Below are 24,791 nucleotides of genomic sequence, written 5' to 3' on the forward strand. Positions count from 1 at the left end.
CCGACCCCTACTGAATAAAAGCCACCAAATTTTTAATTTGATGGGGGCCTTAAACCCAAGTTTGCTACGGTCAGATGATTACTCTATTTATTTAGCAGTGTGGGAAACACGATAAATCACTCCATTGGTATCATCAGTAAATAGCAGCGAACCATTTGGTGCGATCGCTAAACCAACAGGTCTACCAAACTGTGCAGTTCTGTCTTTGTTCAAAAACCCAGTCACAAAATCTTCAAATTTCACAGGTTTGCCATTTTCGTAACGAATCCGCACAACTTTGTACCCCACGGGTGGATTGCGGTTCCAAGAACCCCGCATAGTTGCAAAAACATCACCTTGATACTCTTGGGGAAATTGCTTGGCAGTATAAAACACCATTGCTAAAGGCGCACTGTGGGCTGTGTAAGTTAAGACTGGCGCTTGAGTTTTTGCACAGTACTCTTTCTTAGATGTTCCTTCAGGTTCAGCAGATAAGTATACATCAGGACGCCTATCACCCCAACAAAAAGGCCAGCCATAGTTCCCATCTCTTACAATGCGGTTCAACTCTTCTGGCGGCTGGTCATTTCCTCGCCAATCCGAACCGTGATCTAATCCCCAAAGTTCCCGTGTTTGGGGATGCCAAGCAAAACCAATAGTATTTCGTAAACCCTTTGCATAAATGGAGCGATTACTACCGTTTGGTTGCGCCCGTAAGAGTGTGGCGTGTTCTGGATTTGGGTCATCACAAGCGTTACAGGTACTACCTACAGAAATGTAAAGCATCCCATCAGGCCCAAAAGCAATGGTACGGTTCGGGTGTTGTCCAGCGTCGGGTAAATCAGAAATTAGAGTTTCCAGCTTGCCTTCTTTACCGTCCGATCGCAATTCCATAGCATATAGGTGCGTATTGGTGACGAAGTAAAGCCTGTTTTTATGAATTGTGATGCCGTTAACAAATTTTAAGCCCTTAGCTACGGTACGTATTTCGTTAGCCCGTCCATCTTGGTTCGTATCCGAAAGCGCAATGACATCACCTTGTTCACGACGAGTAACGTAGACTGTACCATTAGGAGCGATCGCTAAGTTACGAGGATTACCTAAATCTTTTGCAAATACACTAATTTCAAATCCCGGCGGTAATTGCAACTGCTGTAAAAGAGATTCCTTAAATTCAATTTTTTGCGGTGTTGCTAAGTAACCCTCCATGCGCTCAACTCTTTGCTTTTCTGGCTGTTGTGAATTGGCGGCTTGAGTAATACTTAATACCAAAGCACATCCAATTAAAAAGTGCCTTGATTTTTTGATTAATTTCATGAAACCTTAAGTAAGAAGTGATAATGTTGCTTTTCTTCAAATCGCCCCGAATCAAACATAATTTAGTAACGGTAATGGAACTAATCTGCTAAAAAGGGGCTTTCAGTGAGTTAGATTACATCAAATGAAAAAAAATCGCATCTAACAAATGAGATATGAAAACTAGTAAAATATGCGTTAAAAGCTATGCTTTTTGATAGATGCAACAAGTTACAGAACTTGAGAAAATCCTGGCGAAGAACAAAAAAATAATTTAATTGTGAGTGAGTGTTAAAAAGCTTTTTGGCTGTTAATTCCTTTATTTTAAGTTTTACACTTGCGGTTTTTCAGCCAGTGAAAGCATTTGAAGTTTTGCAAGAAACTTTGACAATTACGCCAGTTTCCCAATTCTCTGATGTACAATTCACAGATTGGGCTTTTGTGTCCTTGCAAGCATTAGTTGAAAAGTATAGTTGTATTACTGGATACCCCGATCACCTTTTTCGAGGAAACCGAGTGATGACTCGCTATGAGTTTGCTGCGGGGCTGACTACTTGCATCAGTACAATTAGTCAACAGTTTGGCAGCCAGCTTGCACAAATAGCGCCAGAAGATATTACGATTTTAAAAAAATTACAATATGATTTTGCTACAGAGTTAGCCACTATTGAAAACAGAGTAGAAAATTTAGAGGTGAATACTGCTGTATTGCGATCGCAACAATTTTCTACCACAACTAAAGTAAGCACTTCCGTTGTAGTTTTAGCTAGTGGTATAACTGGAGACAGCGCTGATGCAGACCCTGAAACTAGTATCGATTCAAATTTAGCTTTAAATTATCGGACTCGTTTAAACTTAATTAGCAGTTTTACAGGTCAAGATAGATTACTTGTACGTCTTCAATCTGCAAATAGAGTACCTAACTTTAACGGTGCTTCTGCTACTAATATGACGCGCCAATCGTTTGAAGTTGGTAACAGTGACAGTAGCCTTAATTTAAACTTACTAGAATATCGCTTTCCTGCTGCTAAAAACCTCAACTTCTATCTTTACGGAAATGCTGCATCCCACCATTACTACGCAACAGTTGTTAACCCCGATTTTGCCAGTTTTGGCGGTGCAAAAGGTTCTCCTTCTCGCTTTTCGGAACGTAACCCTATTTACCGGATTGGATTCATGAGTCCGGCGGGTGTAGCAGCAGTTTACAACAACAGAACTATTCGTTTGGATGTAGGTTATTTAGCAGAAAACGCCGAAACTGGAGTTGAAGGATTGTTTGGGGGAAACTATAGTGCTTTAGCGCAATTTTCCTTCAAACCTTCACCAAATACAGAATTTGGATTAACTTATATTCGCAGCTATGTTCCTGATGGCAACTTGCTACATCGCACAGGTAGCGATTTTGCAAACATTCCTTTTGGTGCAGGCATACCATTAATGGTGAACGCCTATGGTGTTCAAGCACTCTGGAGAATAACCCCCAAGATGGCTGTAAGTAGTTGGATTGGCTACATGAATGCAGAACGAGTTGACGGTGTGAATGGTAATGCAAATATTATCAACTATGCAGTAAATCTAGCTTTTCCTGATTTATTTAAAGAAAAAGCCGTGGGTGGGATTGGATTTGGAATGCCACCTAAAGTCATTAATAATACAATTAATAGCCGTGAAGATCGGGGAACAGGTTTACACTTTGAAGCTTTTTATCAATATCCTTTAACAGAAAATATCACGATCATCCCTGGTATTATATATCTCACTCAGCCAAACCATAATGATGTCAATGGAGACATTTTTTTGGGCAACATCAGGACAGTATTTAACTTTTAATTCAATACGCTTGGTTAAAAGTTACAGAACTTCCGCCTGCTATGATATCATGTTCGGCAAATCACTTATAATAAGTAAGTAAACATAATTAATTACACAATGTCATTGCGAATGCAGCGAAGCGAAATGAAGCAATCGCAAGGGCTGGGATTGCTATCTCTACGAGACGCTCCGCGAACGCTTCGCTCGCAATGACTGTAATTAATTTTGCGTAGTTACTTACGTCATTGCGAATGCAACGAAGTGGAATGAAGCGATCGCAAGGCTTTTGGGATTGCTTCTCTTCGCACCCTGCGGGAACGCCAAGGGCGGTACGCAATGACAATTATTTAACCGGACATGATGTGATTTGGTTATTCCGCAACAATGCCTAGCGCACGACGTACAAAACCTACTGTCTCTGCAAGATAGTGTTCGACGGCAATTTCGGGGTGATAAAGTAAACAATCGCGTGCCATGCGATCCAGGATACTGCCCACAAGCCGAATTGCGATCGCGGGATCTATATTTGGTGAAATCCGCCCACAGGCTTGGTCACGTTTGATCAGCAAAATTAGCTGCTGTAAGTAAGGCTCACGACGTTGCTCCGCAGAGGAAGACGAACCGAATAAGAGTGTCTCAGTGTCTAGGATGCCTAGAATGTCTCGGTAGGGTGTAACAGCCGTCAGTGCAGCCCGGATCAAAGCTTCTAGCGACTTGTCCAAAGGCTGGTTCTCGGTCGCTATCTGTTCTAGTGCTTGTGTAATATCGCGTTGCAACTCCTCAGCGAGTGCGCTTACTAAAGCTGTTTTCGACGGGAAATAGCGATAGAAAGTCCCTTGAGCTACGTTCGCACGCTTGACAATTTCTGAGACAGCTGCATCTTCATAGCGCCTCTGGGCAAGGATTTCGCGTGCCGCCGCTAGGATGCAAGCTCGTTTATCACTACGGGGTAAACGGGAAGTGGACTTATCGACCAAAGAAGTTTGATCGGAATTCTTTTCTTGCATACTCACTCTAACCAGTATTGTGTTTTCTTTTATCTCCTACTGCCGTCATGATTTCGCTAGTTCAACGTTAGCTCAACGGACTTACCAAGTAACCCCATCAGGAATGCTTCTAGCGGCTGTAACTGGGCAGGTTGACTACGGAAGCCAACATAGCCGTCTGGTCGCACTAAGTACAAACACTCAAACTGGGCCCCGTAGCGGCGGCTTAATTCACCTGTAGAATCCCATAAGCTAAATTGCTCGTCGTTACTTTGCTGGGACAAAACCAAATGACATTGAATCAGTGTACCGTAACGCGATTGCAAGAAGGCAACCATCTGCCGAAGTTCTTCTAAACGCTGGGGCTGTTCTTTTAAACCGGCAAACACTAATAAATGATGTCGTGCTTCGCTACCCCAAATTTCAAACAACCGATGTGGTTGGCCATCTTGCGCTACTATGTTTCGGGCATCTGGTGCGCGATCGCCTGCTGTTGGGCCATAGCTAAAATCAAAGCGATCGCCTACTGATGGGTATGGCTCAGTGTTGGCTACTGCGTACCACCATTCAAAGAGTGACTGAGTGTGTTCGCCTACCAAGGGGCTATGGCGGTAGTTGTAGATATTAGCGGCAAAGGCGTTCCGCATCTGACGCTCAATTGCATCCACGTGCCAAGCCAGCGACAGTGCAGCGTTGCGTACTTTCGCAGCTAGAGGTTGCTTCAGTTCTAAGAGGCGCTCGACAAGCTCGGTGGTTCTTACAATCTCAACTGCGATCGGATGTCGTTCAGCATGATAACTATCCAACAGTGCCTCGCCACCCAGCCCACGTATATGTAGTGCAAGCTTCCAAGCTAAGTTTGTGGCATCTTGCATCCCAGCGTTCATGCCTTGACCACTTTCAGGACTATGAATATGTGCAGCATCTCCTGCTAGAAATACACGCCCGTAGCGCATCTGTTCAACCACACGGCTACTAATTTGAAAGGTAGAAACCCATAGAGGGGTATGCAACTCGCGTATACCAGCATCGGGGTGATAAGTCAGCTGATGCTTAATTAAGGCTAATATTGCCTGCTTGTCTTCTACCTTTGGTTGGTCATGGGGCAGTGTAACTACTATGCGCCAAACGCCACTAGGCAGCCGACCCAGAATTAGTAAACCTTCAGGGCGTAAGAAGGTATGAATTTGATCATCAGGCCAGATACGATCCCACTCAACATCCACATCAGCTAAGGCATACTGCCCTACATGGGGATGCCCTGGAAAATTCATGCCTATTAAGTGGCGGACTGTGCTGTGTGCGCCGTCGCAACCTACTAAATATGCAGTCGTTACCTCTTCAATTCTTCCGTCCTCATGGCGTAAAGTAGCGTGAACTTTGTCTCCTTCTTGCGTGAGCGCAATCAACTCAACAGGGCGCTCCACTGTTAGCCCTTGGCTAGCAAGATGTTCAACCAGGAGGCGCTCAGTTTTACTTTGCTCAAGCAGTAGAGAAAAGGGATAAGGAACATCGAGTTCGTCAAGTTGCAGATGAACTAGCTGTTGTCCATCGCCATAGAAATTAGCTCCACGGGTAATGCGACCTTGTTCAAGGGCAGTTTGCAAAACACCAAGACGCTCGAAGGTTTCGAGTGTGCGTGTGTGAACGCCAACAGCACGCGACTCTACGATTGGGCGTGGTGCAGCTTTATCTATGATGCGACAGGGAACACCATGACGCGTTAGCTCGGCAGCTAGCGTTAAGCCTACAGGGCCAGCGCCAACTACAAATACAGGCATAGAAGATTGAGCAGTATGGAAGTATGTCATCAGATTATCTCCTCTATTCAACTATTCAATATACTAGACTGACTGTCATTCTAGTTTTTATTTTAAGGAAATGTCAAGCTATCAGCTAGTCAATTCCCGGAAAATCAAGTAAGTAATTAAAGAAAAAACAAAATTAATATTACATAAGCAACACGTAGGAAGATTTAACCTGTTGCCCTCAATCAACTAATTAAACGTCATCTCAGTTTTGTGCTGGACGTTTTAGAAGCTATTTATAAAATCAACATAAAATTTTGAGTGTTGATAAATCAGGAAATTAAGTAAAGAAATACAGCAATTATTTTTCAGATTGCATAAATCTTCTCAATAACTTTGATAACTCTACACAAGGTATTGCTTCTCTTTTTCCCCTTTCCCCTGCTTCACGGCAGTTATTATAACTTTGGTTCCCAAGGCAACGCACTGCTTCCCTTACCTGTCGTTGAGTGAGTCAGGTTCCAAACTTTGTTTCAGCAGTATATAAAAGGAAAGTGCTAAAAATAACACAAAAAACAAGTATTGCTAAATCAACCAGTGCATAACTTTGGACAGTTATTAAAATGCTTAAGATTATCTACATTATTAGCCCTACATATACTGCCAAAAAAACTCGAAAACACCCTGCACTCAAGCAAGTTCAAACTTATCAACAAATTGAAAATTCTCTGGCAGCTATCTTATTGCTTAATTTACATAACTTTAACAAAAGGAAGAGTTACTCACCACCCTAAACACTTTTTTGTAATATACTATCAAACATGCATTAACATGATAATTGCTTTAATACTCATTCACAGGCATAGTGCCTATATGAAAAATAGGTTAATCAAAGGTTAAAAATAGCTGATTTTCATAGTAAATGCTACACATAGTTCTTTAAAACCAAGTATTTAAACCTACTAAAAAAGGTGCTTATAATAATGCCTAAAAAGCAAAAACGCAAACGCGGCGTTCTCCTAACTCCTGAAGGTTTACAAAAACTTCAATCGAGCAAACTAGCGTTAGAATTAAACGACAATTATGGAAATAAGTATACTCTTGAAGATTTGAGCGATCGAGTTGGAGTCAACACGGCGACAATTTCCAAAGTGCTTTCCCGTGAGGAAGGAGTTGACAAACTAACACTTGAGCTTTTTTTCAAAGCTTTTAATTTAGAACTAGATAAAACTTACTATGTCAGTTCAGACCAATCTCAGCACCAAGATTGGGGAAAAGCAATTTGTGTATCAGTTTTTTATGGACGGCAAGAAGAACTAGCTACTTTAGAGCAATGGGTTCTGAGAGAAAACTGCCGAGTAGTAGCACTGCTGGGAATGGGAGGAATTGGTAAGACAGCTCTGGCTATAAAACTAGCAGAACAGATTAAGGACAATTTTGAATATATAATTTGGCGATCGCTGCGAGAAGCGCCATCTGTTAAAGCATTGCTAGCTAACTTAATCCAATTCCTTAGCGATAATCAAGAAACAGAAACTACCTTACCAGAAAACGTAGGCGACAGAATATTGCGACTAATAAGCTATCTACGGGAGCATCGCTGTTTGCTAATCCTAGATAATCTAGAGTCGATTATGCGTGATGGAAGTCGAGCCGGAATTTATCGTGAAGGATATGAGGGGTATGGTGAGTTAATCAAACTTGTGGGAGAAGCTACTCATCAAAGCTGCTTAGTACTGACAAGTAGGGAAAAACCTAAAGAGGTAGCCTCACAGCAAGGAAAATCCCTATCTGTTCGCTCATTACTGTTGAATGGTCTCAAGCCAGAAGATGGACAAGAAATATTAAAAATGAAGGGTATCTCTGTATCAGAGTCACAATTGAGCAGAACTTTAGTCGAGCGCTATGGTGGTAATGTTTTAGCTTTAAAAATAGTTGCGACAACCATTCAAGATTTATTTAATGGCAGCATTTCTGAATTTTTGCAGCAAGAAACAGTCGTTTTTGGTGATATTTGCGATTTGTTAGACCAGCAGTTTTCGCGCTTGTTAGAATTAGAAAAAGAAATAATGTACTGGTTAGCGATTAATCTTGAGCCAGTTTCAATATCAGAATTGCGAGAAGATATACATTCATCAATACCACAAGTAAAATTATTAGAAGCTCTGGAATCTTTAAGACGGCGATCGCTGATTGAACAAAACGCATTACTGTTCATGCTACAACCTGTAGTTATGGAGTATATAACTCAACGGTTGATAGAGCAGGTTAATGAAGAGATTGTCACTCAAGACCTTCAACTTTTTCGTAGTCATGCTTTGATGAAAGCGACAGCCAAAGACTATATTATTAATACCCAAAGACAAGTTATTATTCAACCACTTATTAATAAGCTACTTACTCACTATAGAAATAAAAAAAGCCTTGAAACTCAATTTATTCAAATTTTAGCAAGATTACAAGAAACATCTTCTCTAGAACAAAGTTATACAGCTGGAAATATCCTGAATCTGCTTTGTAGTTTAGAAACAGATTTAACTGGTTACGATTTTTCTAATCTGACTATTTGGCAAGCAGATATGAGATACGTGAATTTGCACAACACAAATTTTACTCATGCTAATTTAGCGAAGTGTGTTTTTGCTGCAACCATAGGTGGTATTCATTCTGTGGCATTCAACCCAAATGGGAAAATTTTGGCTATGGGGGATACGAACGGTGATATTAGCCTGTATCAAGTTACAGATGGCAGACAACTGCTAACTATTAGGGGACATACAGGTTTTGTTTGGCCGATTACTTTTAGTCCTGATGGTTATGTTATTGCCAGTGGTAGCGCCGATCAAACAGTCAAACTATGGGATGCTAATAGTGGACAATGCCTAGCAAATTTGCAGGATCATAGTGGTGGGATATGGTCAGTTGCTTTCCATCCTCACAGTACTATGCTTGCCAGTGGTAGCGAAGATCAAACAGTGAAGCTATGGGATCCTACTAGTGGTCAACTACTCAAAACTTTGCATGGACATAGTAACCGAGTTACATCAGTTGCCTTCAATTCTCAAGGTACTATACTTGTTAGTGGTAGCGATGACCAAAAGGTAAGGTTATGGGATCTCAAAACCTATCAATGCTTAAAAACTCTAGAGTATCAAGATAGTGAAGTGAGGTCAGTCGCCTTTAGTCCAGATGGTCAAACTTTGGCTATAGGTTATTGTGACCAAACAATAAAGCTATTAAATCCTGTTACATATCAATGTATTCAAACTTTACAGGGTCATCAAGACTGCGTAAATTCAGTTGCCTTTAGTTATGATAGTCAGACCTTAGCAAGTGGCAGTGATGACCAAACAGTTAAGCTGTGGGATGTTACTACTGGTCAGTGCCTTACCACTCTGTACGGTCATAGTAGCAGAATATCTTCAGTTGCTTTTAGACCATATACTTATACGCTAGCAAGTGGCAGTGAAGACCAAACCGTAAAGCTGTGGGATGTCACTACTGGTCTTTGTCTGAAAACTTTCCAGGGTTATTGTAATGGAGTGTGGTCAGTCGCCTTTAGCCCTAATAATAACTATATTGCTAGTGGCAATAACGACCAAACGGTGAAGCTATGGGATGTTAGAGCTGAGAGATGCCTAAAAATTTTGCAGGGTCATAGTAATCGGGTTACATCAGTTGCTTTTAACTCTCAAAATACTATACTTGCCAGTGGTAGTGAAGATCAAACAGTGAAGTTATGGGATATTAACACTGGTCAATGCTTCAAAACATTACAAGGACATACAAACCGAATCACATCAATTGCTTTTAGCCGCAATGGTGATCTATTAGCAAGCGGCAGTCAAGACCAGACAGTAAAGTTGTGGGATGTCAAAACAACTCAGTGTGTCAAAACCTTAGAAAAACATACTCATTGGGTGTGGACAGTAGCCTTCAATCCCAATGGTAATTTATTAGCAAGTGGTAGTAATGACCAAAAAATCAGGTTATGGGATGTCAGTACTGGTCTTTGCCTTCAAACTTTGGATGGTCATACTGATTGGATTTGGTCACTTATTTTCAGTCCCAATGGTTGCACGTTGGCAAGTGCTAGTAGTGACCAAACAATTAAGTTGTGGGATGTCAGCACAGGACGGCATCTTAAAACCTTAGAGGGACATGGTAGTTCTGTACACTCAGTAGCTTTTCTAGATGCTCATATACTAGCGAGTGGTAGTGGCGACCATACGGTGAAACTGTGGGATATCAGCGCAGGTAAGTGTATCAGAACTTTGATTGGACATTCTAAGTTTGTTTGGTCAGTTACTTTTAGTCCTGATGGTCAAACCCTAGCAAGTAGCAGTGAAGATGAGACGATTAAGCTTTGGAATTTCAAAACTGGTGAGTGTCAGAAAACTTTGAAAAGCTCTAAATCATACGAAGGTATGAATATTAATGGTGTAACAGGTGTAAGTCCAGTAACTATTGCTACTATGAAAGCGTTGGGCGCAGTTGAGTATTGAACAGAACCCCAGCCCCTTGCCTGTTAGGGAAGGCTACCGTATACAATATCTATAACGATCGCTACCAAAATTAAAGCCGATGTGGAGCGAGTTTTTTAACTTGTGTGTACACGGCAGCCGAGTCAGGGAAAAATATATTGAACTTGGGTTAACAAGAAGCCAGGCTCATTATTGAAGTTTGCACTGCTGGTTCTGGTACATTGAGACGTGGATCGGAACCTAAAGCCACTTTTCCCCAACGCATTACATTTGCAGTGGCACTACTGGCTGCACCAAAGCCATAAATGAGAACTAAATCATTTTCACGAATCTTACCCAACTGGGCAGCATGATATAAATTAGCTAAAGTCAGTGCTGGCCCGATGTTTGCATAGAGAGGGTAAGTGTTGATCGTGCGTTCTGAGTCAATGCCTAGTACTTGTGTACAAAAGTCAGCAAACCAGGCGGTGGGTGTATTGAAAATGAAAAAATCAATTTGGTCGAAGCTGACACCAGCAGCAGCAACTGCTTCCTCGCAACACTGACGTAGAAGCCCCGCAGATATTCTGCTAATTACTTTGTTTGTACCCTTATCTACCTGCATACGTAACTGTGCTTTGCCCTGTTCATCTGGTGTGAGTTGAAAGGAGAACTGGTCACACAACATGCTGGTATTTACAGATTTGGTGCTGATAATGCCTTGGTTTGCTTTGAGCGCACTGACAACCATTGCGCCAGCACCATCGCTAAAAAACCAAGAGAGAGTATCGTCCTCGTTGAAAAAGCGAGAGTAAGTGCAGGAGATGACAACCAATACATTGCGGTATCCTCCTGATTGCACTAAAGCACAGGCAGTTTGTAGCGCTACAGGGGTACTACCACAGCTTGCATCAAGATTCCATGCACCACAATTTAATCCCAGTTCGCGGGCGAGGAAGGCAGCATTACCAAAGCCGATATGTTCAGGTAAGAATGAGCCGACAATTAAGAGATCAACATCGTCAAGGGAAAGCTTTGCTGCCTCTAGAGCATCTTTAGCGGCACGATACTCTAAGGTCAGTGACGACTCGCCTGGCCCAAGTATCCTTTTCTCAACAGTCCCGCGAAAGGGATCTGATAAATAGGGCAGCATTTGGGAGTCGAATTCGTTGCAAGCAGGCAAATTATCTTGTGACATTAGCTTTGCTAAGTTTTTTTGCTCTGCATGAGCAACTAATTCAGGATAATTTTCTCTGTAATATTCTTTTGTACGCTTAATGCTTGGGAAGCTTAAAGCAAGTGAGCTAATTCCTACAGATTGACACGCTATCATAGATTTTGTCTCAAACACTAGTATTTTGCGAAATTAGATTCTCAATGCGGCTGCCAATCGGTGCTAGCCGAGTCGGATCAATTACTACGTCAACAACAAATGGAACTGGAGAGAGCATCGCTTTCTCTAGGGCTAGCTGAATGTCAGATTCTGTTTCGATACGGATACCATCAGCCCCCATTCCTTGGGCAATTTTAACGAAATCCCCTTGGGGAATTCCTATATCAAGATTGTTAAATCCCTGCATTGTTGTTCCTTGAGCGCACATGTTATAACATGAGTCGTTGAGTACAATCCAAACGGCAGGAATTTTATATTTGACAGCCGTACTTACCTCACTGTTCATCAACATCGCACCATCTCCTACTATGGCTACAGCTTTGCCGTTCCGGGCTAGGGCAGCACCTACAACACCTGTGACAGCATGACCCATAGCCCCAAATCCGGTACTAACGCGGTAACGTTCGGGTTGGGCGAATCGCAGCATGTAATTTCCCCAAGCAAAAGAGTTGCCAGCTTCTGCAATGATCAAGGCATCACTGCCATCCACAATTATCTGTTGAATTGCATTCATCAATACCTCTGGTCGCACTGCACCTGTGTTAAATGATGAGAATATTTCACATTCAGGCTTGGGTAATGACTGCTGTGTTTCAATAGGACTTTTTGGCAAATGCTTAAGTAGCGATCGCACAAATAATTTCACATCCGATTGAATGGCTACTGTCTGGGCAGTTGGATAGGCTGTTCCTGGTACTTCTGGGTCAATATCAACATGCAAAAAACTCTGCGAAGGAATCATTGCGGGATTCCAAAAAGAGGTAAGTTCTCCTAATCGTGTTCCTAAAACTAGAGTGTGCAATGGTCGAGATTGTTGCATATATCTCAATACTGACTTGTGTCCAGCGAAGCCTGTACTGCCTATAAATTGCGGATGGTCTTCGGGAAAAATTCCTTTGCCCCGTGGCGAACACATCACTGCTGCACCTGTTGTTTCTGCTAACTGCCGAATTTCCTTAGCTGCATTTCTAGCCCCAAAGCCTACCCAGATGGCGAATTTTCCTCTAGAAATTAACTCTGCACATTCTGAAACTGTTTCTTCACTGACTGTGACTCCTGGTGCAGTGAGATTGACTTTTGACCAAGATGTTTTGGCTGTACTTGTCTGCACTGCTGTTGGAATACTCAAATGGGCGACAAAACCACCTGGTCTAGCTAAACCCAGTCCCAGCCTCCGCGCGATTTCTGGCAACTGCTCGCCGCTTTCTAGAGTCGTTGCATAATGAAATAGTTTTCCTGTGGTGAATATATCCGCACTGGGCATTGTGTAAGCGCTGGTTTCTTGGAAAGCCCACATTCCTCGCTGTGATGCTGAGGTAGACGGCGATAAAAAGATAACTTTTGCACCGTCCCAACGTGCTGCATATAGTCCTGTGATTGCGTTTGTGATCCCCGGCCCGGCTGTAGTAAATACAACAACTGGGCGATCGCTAGTAAAGTGTGCCTCTGTAGCCGCAAACGCTGCTCCTGCTTCGTGCCGAAAGTGAATCACTTGGATTGAGCTATTTTCCAGGCTGTGCCATAAAGGTGCGATCGCTCCCCCCGAAACACCAAACGCATATTGCACTCCCATTTGTTCCAGCATCTTGACCACCGCAGAAGCCACTGACGCTGTAAGTTCATTGCCAACTGAAGGCGCAATATTCTCCGAGCAGATATTTGATATATCTGCAAAAGGTGGATACAGCAACGATAGTGAAGATTGTGATAAAACAGAAGACGCAATTGATCCTTTCAGCGAAGTATCTGTTTTTGTGTTGGGAGTTTGAAATTTAGTACTCATGTTCAGCAAATTAAATAGATTAAAGGTTGTTATCTGGCTTTACTGACTTGCAAGCCTGCTCACTATTTACTGTTTGCTATTTTTTGCCGTAAGAATTTACCCTTACCCGTTTAGTACTAGAAATAATAGTTTTGAGCAGGCAAGAGTGTATATTGATAATGGTTTTTGAGCAATCTGATTCTTTACTCTCTAATCTTTAGATCACATAGATTCATCCCAAAACCCCTGGTTTTTGAGCAGTTAAGCTTATACTAAACCACTTGCAAAATTTTTTGTATTTAAGAACAGTAAGTTAAGAATAAACTTAAGTCTCTCCATTGCTCATTGAAGTTGAATGTGGCATAATACCCTTGCCCACTAAGCACTACAGCTTATTAACCTGCAAACTTCTCTAAATTAGTCGATCGCAACAATAGATATCTGGCTTTGGCACAGTCGGCTGTAATCTGTGCTTTGAGGGTTTCTGAGGAGGAGAACTTTTGCTCTGGTCGTAAAAATTCTTCTAATTGTACTGTTAATGTCTTATCATACAAATCGCCTAACCAGTCCAGTAGGTGTACCTCTACAGATGGATAGGTATCATTGACTACTAAATGATGAGCAACATTCATAACTCCTATACCTATAGGTAGAAGTTGGTTAGATAAAGATGAAGCATCTACAGTCTCATTTACAATGAATACTCGCACCGCATATACACCATGCCGAGGTAGCAATTTGTTAGCTGTAAGTTGAATATTAGCAGGGGAAAAGCCAATGCTTCTATCCAACTGCTGTGTTTTAACAACTTTTCCTGTCAACTTATAAGGATAGTTTAAGAGTACCTTAGCACGGTGGATGTCACCTTTAGCTAAGGCTTGGCGAATAGAGGAACTGCTAATACGCTCGTCTTGAAAAGAGTAATTAGGAACAATGACAACAGGAATATTAAATTTAGCTGCGATATCCTGTAAATCACTAGTAGTTCCGCTACGATGCTTTCCAAAGCGAAAGTCCTCTCCTACACTGATCATTTGAGCTTTTAGCTGTTGCACCAAAATCTTTTCTACAAAATCTTGCGGACTTAAAGCAGTTAATTCTTTATCAAAAGGTAATAATACTAATTGTTCTACACCACAATTTTGTAGCTGTTGCACTTTCTCTTGTAAGGGTGTCAGTAAAGGCCAAGGTTTTCCCGTAAAAAACTCTTGTGGATGCGGATTAAAAGTTACAACTGTAGGGTAAATATGTTCTTTAGTCAGCGATCGCGTTTTGATATGATTCAAAATAGGTTGAATGACTTGTTGATGACCACAATGCAGACCATCAAACTTTCCCAGAGCAACAACAGTTGGTGTGAAAGCAGCAGAAGTAGAGGAAGTCACCCGTACATTATTAGTAAAATTTGCAATTTTGTTCATGACTACATATTTTTTCTGAATGTACTATAAGACTGATATTTAATTTTTTAACTTTTAGTGGCGGCTTTACCAATATCATCATTAGTAATTAATCATATAGCAATCCTAAATGAGTGGTGAAAAATATAGATAAGGAAACGAACCGCCAAGAACGCCAAGGACGCAAAGGGAAGAAAAAAGAAAGAGATATATAATTTTCACAAATGATTTAGGACTGCTATATTGACAGAGGGAAAATAAATTCTTTACTTATGTTTTTTGCCCTCTGCCTTTTTCTGGTATAAAAACTACACTACTACCAATTGCTTTTGCGTCAAAGTATTAACAAGTTCTTGAATAGAAGCTTTTAATCTCTGCTCAATATCGCTATCTAATTGGATTTCTTTCTGCTCATTGAACTGGATTTGTGAACTGACGGCGTAAACTCCCTTGAGAATGTGAGTAGCTCCCATTGCTGAGAACAGAGGTTTAATCGCATAGTCAATTGACAGCAAGTGATTGATTGATCCACCTGTAACAATTGGCAGGATAGTTTTACCACTAAAAGCATACTGAGGCATTAAATCTAGCAAAGCTTTTAGTATTCCTGTGTAAGAGGAATTGTAAACAGGTGTAGAAATAATTACTGCTTCTGCTTGCCCAACGAGAAGCTGTAGTTTTTTCACCTCTGGACTCTCAAAGTTTCCGTAAATTAAGTCCTCTGGGGGGAGATCGCGTACTGTAATAGATGCTATTTCAATTTGATGTTTGGTACAAAGTTCTTGAGCATAGTTTAATATTGCAGCAGAGCGAGAAGTGAGAGAAGGATTACCGGAAATTGCAACGATTTTGTACATGGTTTAAATCTCTTAAGATGATTAGTACTTATTCTCTGAAATACATTGGATTTGATTTGAGCCTTATAGATTCTCCGATGTCGATGAAACACCGAGAGAGGCTCTGTGAAATGACCGAGCATTTCACAAAGCAGCATGATTAGCATGTAATGTTAGGACAGAAAGAACTTAATACGCTTAAGTCGTAACCAAAGAGCGAACTAATTCATTTTCGCTAAGATACTCAGACTGTTCTTGAGACTTGATTACGTAAGTTAAGTATTCATATTGAGATGGCAAGGTAGCACTAAGGTAATCTGTTCTTTCCTTAATTGCATCAAATGTTGCTATGGCTTTTTGGTCTTCAATATGATTCAAAACAGGTAAGTTGTTTTCAGGTAGGTAATTTAGCCCTAACAACATTACAGAATAGGAATAAGACTCAAAACCGTGATAGTTCGGATTGATGCTCTTGTTGTTTGGCAATCTACTCTTCCACAATCTCAATCTTTCTTGCAGTTCTTCAGAAATTACGATGTCGCGCTTGCTTGCCTTCCAGAACTCTGTGTCTGCTCTATTACTAGCACAATAATGAAGTGTCAAAAAGTCTCGAACACCATCTATGCAATTAGCAACAGTTTTGTTGTAGTTTTTAATCACATCCTCATTAAAGGAAGTGTCTGGTAAGTTGTTGACCAACTCTTCAATACCATGCTGAATAAAGAATATGCCGGTAGACTCTAATGGTTCAACAAAACCACTAGAAAGACCAATAGCTACACAGTTCTTCACCCATGAGTTCCTGTTTCTACCAATTCTCATCTTGATATGTGAAGCTCTGCAATCTTTGGCAGCTTCTCCCAAGTGCTGTCTAAATTCAGTTTCCGCCTCTTCTTTAGAGATAAACGCACTTGAGTAGACATACCCTGTCCCAACTCTTCCATACAGAGGGATGTTCCAGACCCAACCAGATGAGAGCGCAGTTGCTGTTGTATAAGGATTGATTCCATTTTTCTTGATATCAGTGGGTATTTGCATAGCGATCGCACTATCGCACAGTAGCGACTCCGAGAAGGAAACGAATGGTTCACCAAGAGCTTTATTGATTAATAAACCACGGAAGCCAGTACAATCTATAAACAAATCGCCTTTGATAGTCCCATGTTCTTTGGTTTTGACACAATCTATACTGCCATCTTTGCCTAAATTAACGTCTACTACGTCATCAACAATCTGTCTTACACCTCTCTGCTTCCCATAATCTTTTAAGAATCTTGCAAGTAAGTTGGCATCAAAATGATAGGCGTAAGGGTACTGAGATTTTAAATCAGCCAAGACGTTTTTCTGAGTGGTAATCTCTTGAGTAAACAAATCTTGAGCTTTATTATCAAAAACTTCTCCGTTAAAATGTCTGGGAGAGCGCTTCAGATCGCATAACAAAGGAATCATAAAGCAGGAATAATCAAATGGTGCTTCGTGTCTCTTTGTTTTTAGCCACCACTCGGAGATATCAAAACCATCTACAGTTTCATATCTTTGAAAAGGATGGTAAAAGTATTGTCCTTGAGAGTTCCAGTTGACAAACTTAATTGCCATTTTATAAGTAGCATTGCATTTTGGCATCCATTCAGATTCTTGCAACCCGAGAAAATCAAAGAACAGCTTAATGGTGCTGAAGGTCGCTTCACCAACTCCCACTGTTGTGATGTTAGATGACTCAATTAAGGTAATCTGAACATTTTTGTCCAAAGCCTTGCTCAAATATGATGCGGTCATCCAACCAGCAGAACCACCACCAACGATTACAATGTTCTTTATATTGTGTGCCATGAGAATATTGCTCCTAAAGGTTTCATGAAGTATTTTGTCAAACAAGAAAAAAGTCAAAGAAATCAACCAACATAAATTCAAACGCAGTGAATTTTACGTTTGTAAAGTATGTAGATACTTTTTGTAACTAATGCAGAATTCGGATTAACTGTTCTAACTTCATCCAGGCTTCTCCACTTTGTAAGATGTCTTTAGCAATTACCCCTTTTGCATAGAGGTTAATTTCATCTGTGGAAGCGATCGCCTCGCCAACCTGTAAAGCTAGCGCTGCATTCAAAGCCACAACATCTTGCTGCGCCTGAGTGCCTTTTCCTTGAAGTACAGCTTTGAGAATTTCAGCATTTTCCTTGGCATTTCCACCTGCTAACTGAGCAGTTGCAGCAGGTTGTAATCCCAAATCTTCAGGATTCAAAGTTACCTGATGTAGTTGTTTGTCTGCCAACACAACCATGTCAGTCAAGTCTGCTAATCCTGCCTCATCCAGTTTTTCACGTCCATGAAGAACGATCGCTTGGCGAGTGCCTAGTTGATTTAACGCCTGAGCGATTGTGTTCATTAAGTTAGGATTATAAACTCCGATAACTTGCCCTGTAAGTGGTAAAGGATTGAGTAACGGGCCTAATAGGTTAAAGACAGTACGGATTTTCAACGTTTTACGCAGAGGTGACACCACCTTAAAAGCAGGATGCCATTTTGGTGCAAATAAAAACGTGATCCCAACTTCGTCAAGGGCTGCGATTACGCGATCGCTGCTGCTATAGAGATTCAAACCCAGCGTTTCTAGGACATCCGCCGATCCAGCTTGACTAGATGCTGAACGATTGCCATGCTTGGCAACTTTGATTCCTGCGGCTGCAACCACAAAAGCTACAGCTGTAGAAATATTGAAAGTTGAGGCTCCATCTCCACCAGTCCCACAAGTGTCAATCAAAGGATAGGATTTGACAGCATCACTAGTTCCTAATTGTAATGACTGCTGTCGCAAAACTTGTGATAGACCAACCAACTCTTCAGGAGCTACTCCCTTGGCTTGAATTGCTGCCAAAATTGCTCCTGATTGTACTACAGGGATGGCTTCTGTTAACCAACCTTGCATCAGATTTTTGGCTTGGAGTACAGAAAGGGACTGACGGTCTAGCAGTTGTTGCAGTAAGGTAGACCAATCTTCAAAATCAGAAGTTAATGCATTGTCTGCATTTACTGTGGGAATTGCAGCTATCATCTCAAATTTTCCCAAATTTTTACAACAGAGTTAATTTGAACGATTCAAAAACTGAATAACGGTATGCACATCTTTGTCTCCCCGTCCAGAGCAACTGAGGATAATTCGTGGACTTCCTTCTATTTCAGGGCAAAGAGTTTCGAGATATGCGATCGCATGGGCAGTTTCTAGAGCCGGAATTATTCCCTCTAACCGCGAAAGACGCTGGAATGCCTGTAAAGCCTCTTGATCGGTGACGCTGTGGTATTCAACCCGACCAATATCCTTCAAATAACTATGCTCAGGCCCCACACCAGGATAATCTAGCCCAGCACTAATCGAATGTGCCTCGATTATCTGACCATCGTCATCTTGTAGCAAATAGCTCATTGCACCATGCAAAACGCCAACTCGTCCGCGAGTGAGAGTAGCAGCATGTTTTTGGGAGTTAACGCCTTCACCTGCTGCTTCTACTCCAATTAGTCGCACACTTGGTTCATCAACAAACTCGTGGAAAAGTCCGATCGCATTGGAACCACCTCCTACACAAGCTAAGAGAATATCTGGTAGTCCTCCCCATTTATCCTGACACTGAGTGCGAGTTTCCTGTCCAATCACAGCCTGAAAATCACGCACCATCATCGGATAAGGATGAGGCCCAGCAACAGAACCGAGAATGTAATGAGTAGTTTCGACATTAGTTACCCAATCTCGAATTGCTTCGGAAGTAGCATCTTTTAAAGTTCCTGTTCCTGCTTCCACAGGACGAACTTCTGCCCCCATCAACTTCATCCGAAACACATTTAGAGCTTGCCGCTCCATATCATGGATACCCATATAGATTACGCAGTCTAAACCAAAGCGAGCGCAAACTGTGGCTGTAGCAACCCCGTGTTGACCTGCTCCTGTCTCTGCAATAATCCGTTTTTTGCCCATTCGTTTTGCTAATAACACCTGAGCTAGAGCATTATTAATTTTGTGAGCGCCTGTATGGTTTAAATCTTCACGTTTGAGGTAGATTTGTGGCCCTGTGCCATCAGGTTTGGCATAATGAGCAGTCAAACGTTCAGCAAAGTAAAGAGGGCTGGGTCGTCCTACATAGTCCTGCATGAGGTTTTGCAACTCACATTGGAAAGTAGGAACTGCACGATAGTGCTGGTAAGCTCTCTCTAGCTCACTGAGTGCTGACATTAAAGTTTCAGGAACGTACTGGCCTCCAAAGCGTCCAAATCGACCCAATATATCAGGTTGTTTGTTTGCTCTGGGAGCGAGAGCATAAATATCTTTTGTGATTACCACGATGAAATCCCCCTGATTAGTTATTTGATGCAGTAATTGCTGCTTTTAGACTTCGACAAAGTTTTTCAACTGCCAACAGTTTTTGAGTTGTTGTCCCATCAGCCAAACATTTCACAAAGGCACTACCCACGATCGCAGCATTTGCGCCCCACTCCATCACCTGACGAGCTTGTTCAGGTCTAGAAATGCCAAAGCCAACAGCAATAGGTTTGTCAGTGACACTATGCAAATCTGTGAGTAAATCTTTAACATTTAGTTGGAGTTCGGAGCGTATACCAGTGACACCAGTGACACTGACTAAATAAACGAAGCCCTGAGACTGACGAGCGATCGCTTCAATACGTTCAAATGAACTAGTAGGAGCTACCAACAAAATCACTTCAATACCATATTTGGTGGCTAGCTGTAATAAATTTTCTGCTTCCTCCAATGGTAAATCAGGTACTACTAAACCAGCGATGCCTGCTTGAGCTATTTGTTGCAAGAACTGCTCAACACCTCGGTTCAAAATAGGGTTGTAGTAAGTAAATAAAATTAGAGGTGTTTTGAGGCTAGGACTAACAGTCCGAACCATTTCCAGAACTTGATCTAAACGAATGCCCCGTTGCAGAGCGCGGGTTGCTGCTGCTTGAATTACAGGCCCATCTGCCAAAGGATCTGAGTAGGGAACACCCAACTCAATCAGATCAGCACCGTGACGATCCAAAACCCGTAAAGCTTCTGCTGTTATTTCTAAATCTGGATCGCCAGCCGTAATAAAGGGAATTAAGGCACACTGATTGCGATTCCGTAAAGTCTCGAAGCAATGAGAAATAGAGGTTGTTCTCATAGTTTGTCTAACAAAGTAAGTGAATGGCTAAGAATTTGTCCGAAGATCGAGTACAGCTTGGACTAAATCAGTTTGTTTGACTAAAGACTCTCCGACTAAAACAGCACTAGCACCAGCACCAGCCACAAGAGCTAAATCAGCTTTTGTGTGTATACCAGACTCACTAACAACAGTGATGTTTAAACTGTTTAACTTTTCTCGTCGTTGTGCCAATAAATGCTGTGTAGTTCCTAAATCAACCGTGAAATCTTCGAGATTACGGTTATTGATACCTACTAAACGCAAGTCTTTGAGCGTTAGTACTCGGTCTAGTTCTGCTAGAGTATGTACCTCTATCAGAGCATTCATGCCTAAACTGTGGGCAATTTGCAAAAATTCTTTGAGGTTTTGGTCTGACAGAATGGCTGCAATCAAAAGTACAGCATCAGCGCCAGCTACTCGTGCTAGATATATTTGATAAGGATCAATGATGAATTCTTTGCACAGCAGTGGTAGTGAAACATTTTGTCGAATCGCCTGCAAATAGTCAAAACTGCCTTGAAAGAATTTTTCATCAGTTAGCACTGATATACAAGTTGCGCCACCTTGTGAATAAGCCTGTGCAATTTTGACTGGTTCAAAGTTAGCTCGAATTACTCCTTTACTAGGTGAGGCTTTTTTGACTTCTGCAATTAAGCTGGGTTTGGTTGGGCTTTGTTGCAGCGCACTTAAAAAATCTCGCGTAGCGGGGGCAGTACTTACCTGATTTTGTAAATCTTCTAAACACAATTGCTGACTTCTAAGTGCAACTTCTTGCTTTTTTTGCCACACAATCTCTTCAAGGATATGGCGCGGCTTGGCATTAGTAGTAAATGAAGTTAAAGGATGCTGAGTCTGCATAGTCATCACTTGAATTTAAGAGAGAGACAATACGGCGCGATGGATGACATCTTTGTTGCCAGTAGTTTCTTCTAGCTGTGGATGTGAGAAACTGCACTCTCGTGTGTACATACGCACGATATTCTTAATAATTGATAGACCGACTTCGCCAGAAAGAGTCATTATCGATTCTGGGTGAAACTGAAGTGCAGCAATTGGAAGGGTTTTATGCTCAATGCCCATAATCACACCATCTTCTGAAATAGCTGTAACTTGCAATTCTTGAGGAAGGCGATCGGGTAGAGCAAATAACGAATGATATCTACCAACTTCAAAGGATTGGGGTAAGCCTTGAAACATCCCAGATTCCGGGGCTGTAACAACAACACGAGCCGATTTTCCATGTTGCGGATACTCAAGAATTCCTAATTCACCCCCAAAAGCTTCAACAATTCCTTGTAACCCCAAACAAACCCCAAAAATTGGGATTTTTCGACGGATGCAGCTTGCAACTGTTTTGGACACATTAAAGTCACTAGGTCTACCAGGGCCAGGAGATAGTACAACAATGTCTGGAGATTCAATATCTAGAATTTGTTCACAGAAGCCATGACGTAGTGTTTTAACTGTGGCACCAGAAGAGCGGATATAGTTAGCAAGTGTATGTACAAATGAGTCTTCATGGTCAATTAGTAAGACACGCTTGTTTGTTTCAGTTTTAGCTCGATTGTTAAGGTTTAAACTGCATGACAAGTTGGACTTTTGCTGAGTCTGGTAAAGCGTTTGAAACAAAGCTGCTGCTTTAGTTATAGTTTCTTGGGCTTCGGCTTCTGGAATTGAGTCATAAAGAACTGTCGCACCCGCACGCACTTCTGCAATTGAGTCTTTAAGCTGGATTGTTCGCAGAATCAGACCGGTGTTCAAGTCGCCTTTGAAGGTGAAGTAACCAACTGCTCCACCATACCAACGTCGAGGGCTACGCTCATGCTGTTCAATAAATTGCATTGCTGCTCTTTTGGGCGCTCCTGTGACTGTGACTGCCCATAGATGGGTGAGAAATGCATCCAAGGCATCAAATTCAGGTCTGATTAAACCTTCGACGTGATCCACTGTATGAATCAAATGACTATACAACTCTATTTGGCGGCGGCCAATGACTCGTACTGACCCAGGTTCGCAGATTCGGGACTTGTCGTTGCGGTCAACGTCAGTACACATCGTCAGTTCAGCTTCATCTTTGCGTGAGTTGAGCAGCTGAAGAATTTGTGTCGCATCCTCAATGGCATTTTTTCCCCGCTTGATAGTGCCACTGATTGGGCAAGTTTCAACCCGCTTACCTTCGACGCGTACAAACATTTCTGGAGATGCACCAATCAAATATTCTCCACCCAGATTGCAGATAAATCCATAGGGGCTAGGATTTATTTGCTGTAACTTTCGGAAAAGTTCTGCTGGGGATTTTTGGCAGCCTTGAAAGAAGTTTTGACTAGGAACTACTTCAAAGAAATCACCCCGACGGAAATAATCAAGTGCTTTCTCAACTTGAAGAGTATACTCGTCAGGTTCATGATCGCATGGTTGAGTGGGGGTATGGGATTTCCCTTTGTAATCAATGATTTCACCACTCTTTGGCAAACCTCTAGTACTACCATGCTTAGTCTCAAATTCATACTGCACCCTGAATGCACGTTGCTGGTAGTAGTCAACAATTAACAGTTCATCAGGTAGATATAACAACATATCTCGCTGATCAACAGAACGTTCAAGCTGCTTTGGCATTGGTTCAAATTGGAAAACCAAATCGTAGCCAAATGCACCATATAGTCCTAAATGTTGATCTTCTGGACTCTCAAAAGCAGATAAGATTTCCCGAACGATATTGAAGACAGATGGTTGTTTGCTGCGTTCTTCTTCGGAAAATAAATGTTCTGTTGGTCGAATTAATCCAGATAAATGCTTCGTTTCCCAGTTAACTATCTGGAGTTGCGATCGCCCAAACAAACGCTCTGCTAAATACTGCAATAGTACTACACCGCGATCGTTATGGGCTGTGAGTGTAAAAAAGTTGTCAGTAGTAACCAGTTCTAAGGGTGGATTAACAAAACCGATTGCCCATCTTTTATATCTTCCAGGATATTCGTAACTACTGGAAAATAAACCTCCACGTTGAGAATCAATACGTGATAAGACTTCATCAATCGCAGTTTCGATCAGTGTCTCAGTGATGGAGCGAGATATGCACACTCCACCTTTAGTTGTGTAGCAATGAGTATCAAACATTGGGGAATTCTCTCAACCTATTTAAAGAACACCATTCCAGAAATGCTTTGACTACAAACTTGTTTGTCTAGTTGGTTCATCGCATAAATGCACTGTAAAATAACGAACCACAAAGTACCCAAAATTTGCAAATAACGAGGAAAAAGAAAGAAGTTGAAAAGCTAATTTTCCTTGCAAAACTAATGTGATAAACTATTAGTCATCTATCCACGACTAAATAGCTTTTCTATTCGCTCTCTAATTGCTAACATACTTACTGGTATATCGTGGCTCAGAACGTGTTCTACTAATGCTCCTGGTAAGATTGGCTTTGGCCAAATCAAGAAGTTATATGAAAGCTCCACTCCATCTTGTTCTAGCGATAGATTCCAAGGTTTTAACTGCCAGTAACCAGAGAAGTTTTTAAAGTCTCCCTCAACTTGTTGATAATGAATTTTAGAGGGAAAGTTTTCTTCGATATCTACAACTAATTTGGTCGATACCTTCATCCCCATGAAACTTTTAGTGCGGACTTGTTCTAGACGAATGCCTCCAGTTGGATGAGCCAAGCGTCTACTTTCTGTAAAATTGGGCATGAACTCAGTAAAAGCTTCATAGTCTGTGAGAACCTGCCAAACTTGCTCTAATGAATAGGGAATTTGAATTTTGGCAAAAACACGCCGTTGTCGGTTCTCTAGCTTTTCAATTTTGATGTCTACAGCTTGTGGAAGAATCAAGTCAGTATTAGTGATCGGTTCTAAGTTTGTTAATTCTAGTTTTGCAGGGTTATATTCCTGGCTCATTTGTACCTCTTGTGCGTGGAAGTTGAACAGGGTTTTA

At 41.6% G+C, this 24,791-nt stretch carries 17 protein-coding genes; 3 read left to right on the forward strand and 14 right to left on the reverse strand.

The features are described from left to right. Window positions 1-87 precede the first annotated feature (87 nt). Window positions 88-1,296, reverse strand: coding sequence for a sorbosone dehydrogenase family protein (locus VB732_RS10900; protein ID WP_323230852.1), 1,209 nt, complete (start codon window positions 1,294-1,296; stop codon window positions 88-90). A gap of 333 nt (window positions 1,297-1,629) precedes the next feature. Between VB732_RS10900 and VB732_RS10905 the strand changes: the two genes are divergently transcribed. Beyond that, complete coding sequence (locus tag VB732_RS10905; RefSeq protein WP_323230853.1) at window positions 1,630-3,105, forward strand: iron uptake porin; 1,476 nt, start codon at window positions 1,630-1,632, stop codon at window positions 3,103-3,105. Window positions 3,106-3,338: 233 nt separating this feature from the next. Then, window positions 3,339-3,479, forward strand: a complete 141-nt coding sequence (locus tag VB732_RS10910; protein ID WP_323230854.1) for a hypothetical protein — start codon at window positions 3,339-3,341, stop codon at window positions 3,477-3,479. Here VB732_RS10910 and VB732_RS10915 read toward each other — a convergent pair. Continuing rightward, window positions 3,459-4,094 carry a helix-turn-helix domain-containing protein gene (locus tag VB732_RS10915; RefSeq protein ID WP_323230855.1) on the reverse strand — a complete coding sequence of 212 codons (636 nt, stop codon included), beginning with the start codon at window positions 4,092-4,094 and terminating at the stop codon, window positions 3,459-3,461. The two genes, VB732_RS10910 and VB732_RS10915, sit on opposite strands and share 21 nt — an antisense overlap. Window positions 4,095-4,150: 56 nt before the next feature. Beyond that, window positions 4,151-5,884, reverse strand: coding sequence for an FAD-dependent monooxygenase (locus VB732_RS10920; protein WP_323230856.1), 1,734 nt, complete (start codon window positions 5,882-5,884; stop codon window positions 4,151-4,153). 920 nt (window positions 5,885-6,804) lie between these two features. Between VB732_RS10920 and VB732_RS10925 the strand changes: the two genes are divergently transcribed. Then, the gene (locus VB732_RS10925; protein ID WP_323230857.1) at window positions 6,805-10,326 is read left to right on the forward strand and encodes an NB-ARC domain-containing protein; all 3,522 of its coding nucleotides are present in this window, start codon (window positions 6,805-6,807) and stop codon (window positions 10,324-10,326) included. A 148-nt stretch (window positions 10,327-10,474) separates the two neighbouring features. Here VB732_RS10925 and VB732_RS10930 read toward each other — a convergent pair whose 3' ends face one another. The 11 genes from VB732_RS10930 to VB732_RS10980 all read right to left on the reverse strand — a co-directional run bounded on the left by VB732_RS10930 (window position 10,475) and on the right by VB732_RS10980 (window position 24,754). Then, on the reverse strand, window positions 10,475-11,617 hold the full coding sequence (locus tag VB732_RS10930; protein WP_323230858.1) for a 3-oxoacyl-ACP synthase III family protein: 1,143 nt from the start codon (window positions 11,615-11,617) through the stop codon (window positions 10,475-10,477). A 10-nt stretch (window positions 11,618-11,627) separates the two neighbouring features. Beyond that, window positions 11,628-13,460, reverse strand: coding sequence for a ScyA-related TPP-binding enzyme (locus VB732_RS10935; protein ID WP_323230859.1), 1,833 nt, complete (start codon window positions 13,458-13,460; stop codon window positions 11,628-11,630). Between the two features lie 374 nt (window positions 13,461-13,834). Next, window positions 13,835-14,860 carry a bifunctional riboflavin kinase/FAD synthetase gene (locus VB732_RS10940; protein WP_323230860.1) on the reverse strand — a complete coding sequence of 342 codons (1,026 nt, stop codon included), beginning with the start codon at window positions 14,858-14,860 and terminating at the stop codon, window positions 13,835-13,837. A 287-nt stretch (window positions 14,861-15,147) separates the two neighbouring features. Further along, on the reverse strand, window positions 15,148-15,696 hold the full coding sequence (ssuE, locus tag VB732_RS10945) for an NADPH-dependent FMN reductase (RefSeq protein ID WP_323230861.1): 549 nt from the start codon (window positions 15,694-15,696) through the stop codon (window positions 15,148-15,150). 177 nt (window positions 15,697-15,873) lie between these two features. Beyond that, a complete protein-coding gene (locus VB732_RS10950; protein WP_323230862.1) occupies window positions 15,874-17,505 on the reverse strand; it encodes a tryptophan halogenase family protein in 1,632 nt (543 codons plus the stop codon). A gap of 127 nt (window positions 17,506-17,632) precedes the next feature. After that, window positions 17,633-18,727, reverse strand: a complete 1,095-nt coding sequence (trpD, locus tag VB732_RS10955; protein ID WP_323230863.1) for an anthranilate phosphoribosyltransferase — start codon at window positions 18,725-18,727, stop codon at window positions 17,633-17,635. A gap of 30 nt (window positions 18,728-18,757) precedes the next feature. Next, on the reverse strand, window positions 18,758-19,999 hold the full coding sequence (gene trpB, locus VB732_RS10960) for a tryptophan synthase subunit beta (RefSeq protein WP_323230912.1): 1,242 nt from the start codon (window positions 19,997-19,999) through the stop codon (window positions 18,758-18,760). A 22-nt stretch (window positions 20,000-20,021) separates the two neighbouring features. After that, window positions 20,022-20,834, reverse strand: coding sequence for a tryptophan synthase subunit alpha (trpA, locus tag VB732_RS10965; RefSeq protein ID WP_323230864.1), 813 nt, complete (start codon window positions 20,832-20,834; stop codon window positions 20,022-20,024). Window positions 20,835-20,861: 27 nt separating this feature from the next. After that, complete coding sequence (gene trpC / locus VB732_RS10970; protein ID WP_323230865.1) at window positions 20,862-21,713, reverse strand: indole-3-glycerol phosphate synthase TrpC; 852 nt, start codon at window positions 21,711-21,713, stop codon at window positions 20,862-20,864. Between the two features lie 15 nt (window positions 21,714-21,728). Beyond that, window positions 21,729-23,972: an anthranilate synthase gene (locus VB732_RS10975; protein ID WP_323230866.1), complete on the reverse strand. Its 2,244-nt coding sequence runs from the start codon at window positions 23,970-23,972 to the stop codon at window positions 21,729-21,731. A gap of 203 nt (window positions 23,973-24,175) precedes the next feature. After that, window positions 24,176-24,754, reverse strand: coding sequence for an SRPBCC family protein (locus VB732_RS10980; RefSeq protein ID WP_323230867.1), 579 nt, complete (start codon window positions 24,752-24,754; stop codon window positions 24,176-24,178). Window positions 24,755-24,791: the final 37 nt, after the last annotated feature.

Source organism: Nostoc sp. UHCC 0252 (assembly GCF_034931145.1).
In the GTDB taxonomy this organism is placed as follows: Bacteria; Cyanobacteriota; Cyanobacteriia; order Cyanobacteriales; family Nostocaceae; genus Nostoc.

Bases quoted from the DNA above. Each gene is read 5' to 3' on its own strand.
- VB732_RS10915 (WP_323230855.1), bottom strand. From the start codon at position 4,094: ATGCAAGAAAAGAATTCCGATCAAACTTCTTTGGTCGATAAGTCCACT.
- ssuE (WP_323230861.1), bottom strand. From the start codon at position 15,696: ATGTACAAAATCGTTGCAATTTCCGGTAATCCTTCTCTCACTTCTCGC.
- trpC (WP_323230865.1), bottom strand. From the start codon at position 21,713: ATGCAGACTCAGCATCCTTTAACTTCATTTACTACTAATGCCAAGCCG.
- VB732_RS10950 (WP_323230862.1), bottom strand. From the start codon at position 17,505: ATGGCACACAATATAAAGAACATTGTAATCGTTGGTGGTGGTTCTGCT.
- VB732_RS10920 (WP_323230856.1), bottom strand. From the start codon at position 5,884: ATGACATACTTCCATACTGCTCAATCTTCTATGCCTGTATTTGTAGTT.
- trpA (WP_323230864.1), bottom strand. From the start codon at position 20,834: ATGAGAACAACCTCTATTTCTCATTGCTTCGAGACTTTACGGAATCGC.
- VB732_RS10935 (WP_323230859.1), bottom strand. From the start codon at position 13,460: ATGAGTACTAAATTTCAAACTCCCAACACAAAAACAGATACTTCGCTG.
- VB732_RS10980 (WP_323230867.1), bottom strand. From the start codon at position 24,754: ATGAGCCAGGAATATAACCCTGCAAAACTAGAATTAACAAACTTAGAA.
- VB732_RS10975 (WP_323230866.1), bottom strand. From the start codon at position 23,972: ATGTTTGATACTCATTGCTACACAACTAAAGGTGGAGTGTGCATATCT.
- VB732_RS10940 (WP_323230860.1), bottom strand. From the start codon at position 14,860: ATGAACAAAATTGCAAATTTTACTAATAATGTACGGGTGACTTCCTCT.
- VB732_RS10930 (WP_323230858.1), bottom strand. From the start codon at position 11,617: ATGATAGCGTGTCAATCTGTAGGAATTAGCTCACTTGCTTTAAGCTTC.
- VB732_RS10910 (WP_323230854.1), top strand. From the start codon at position 3,339: ATGCAACGAAGTGGAATGAAGCGATCGCAAGGCTTTTGGGATTGCTTC.
- VB732_RS10925 (WP_323230857.1), top strand. From the start codon at position 6,805: ATGCCTAAAAAGCAAAAACGCAAACGCGGCGTTCTCCTAACTCCTGAA.
- VB732_RS10900 (WP_323230852.1), bottom strand. From the start codon at position 1,296: ATGAAATTAATCAAAAAATCAAGGCACTTTTTAATTGGATGTGCTTTG.
- trpD (WP_323230863.1), bottom strand. From the start codon at position 18,727: ATGATAGCTGCAATTCCCACAGTAAATGCAGACAATGCATTAACTTCT.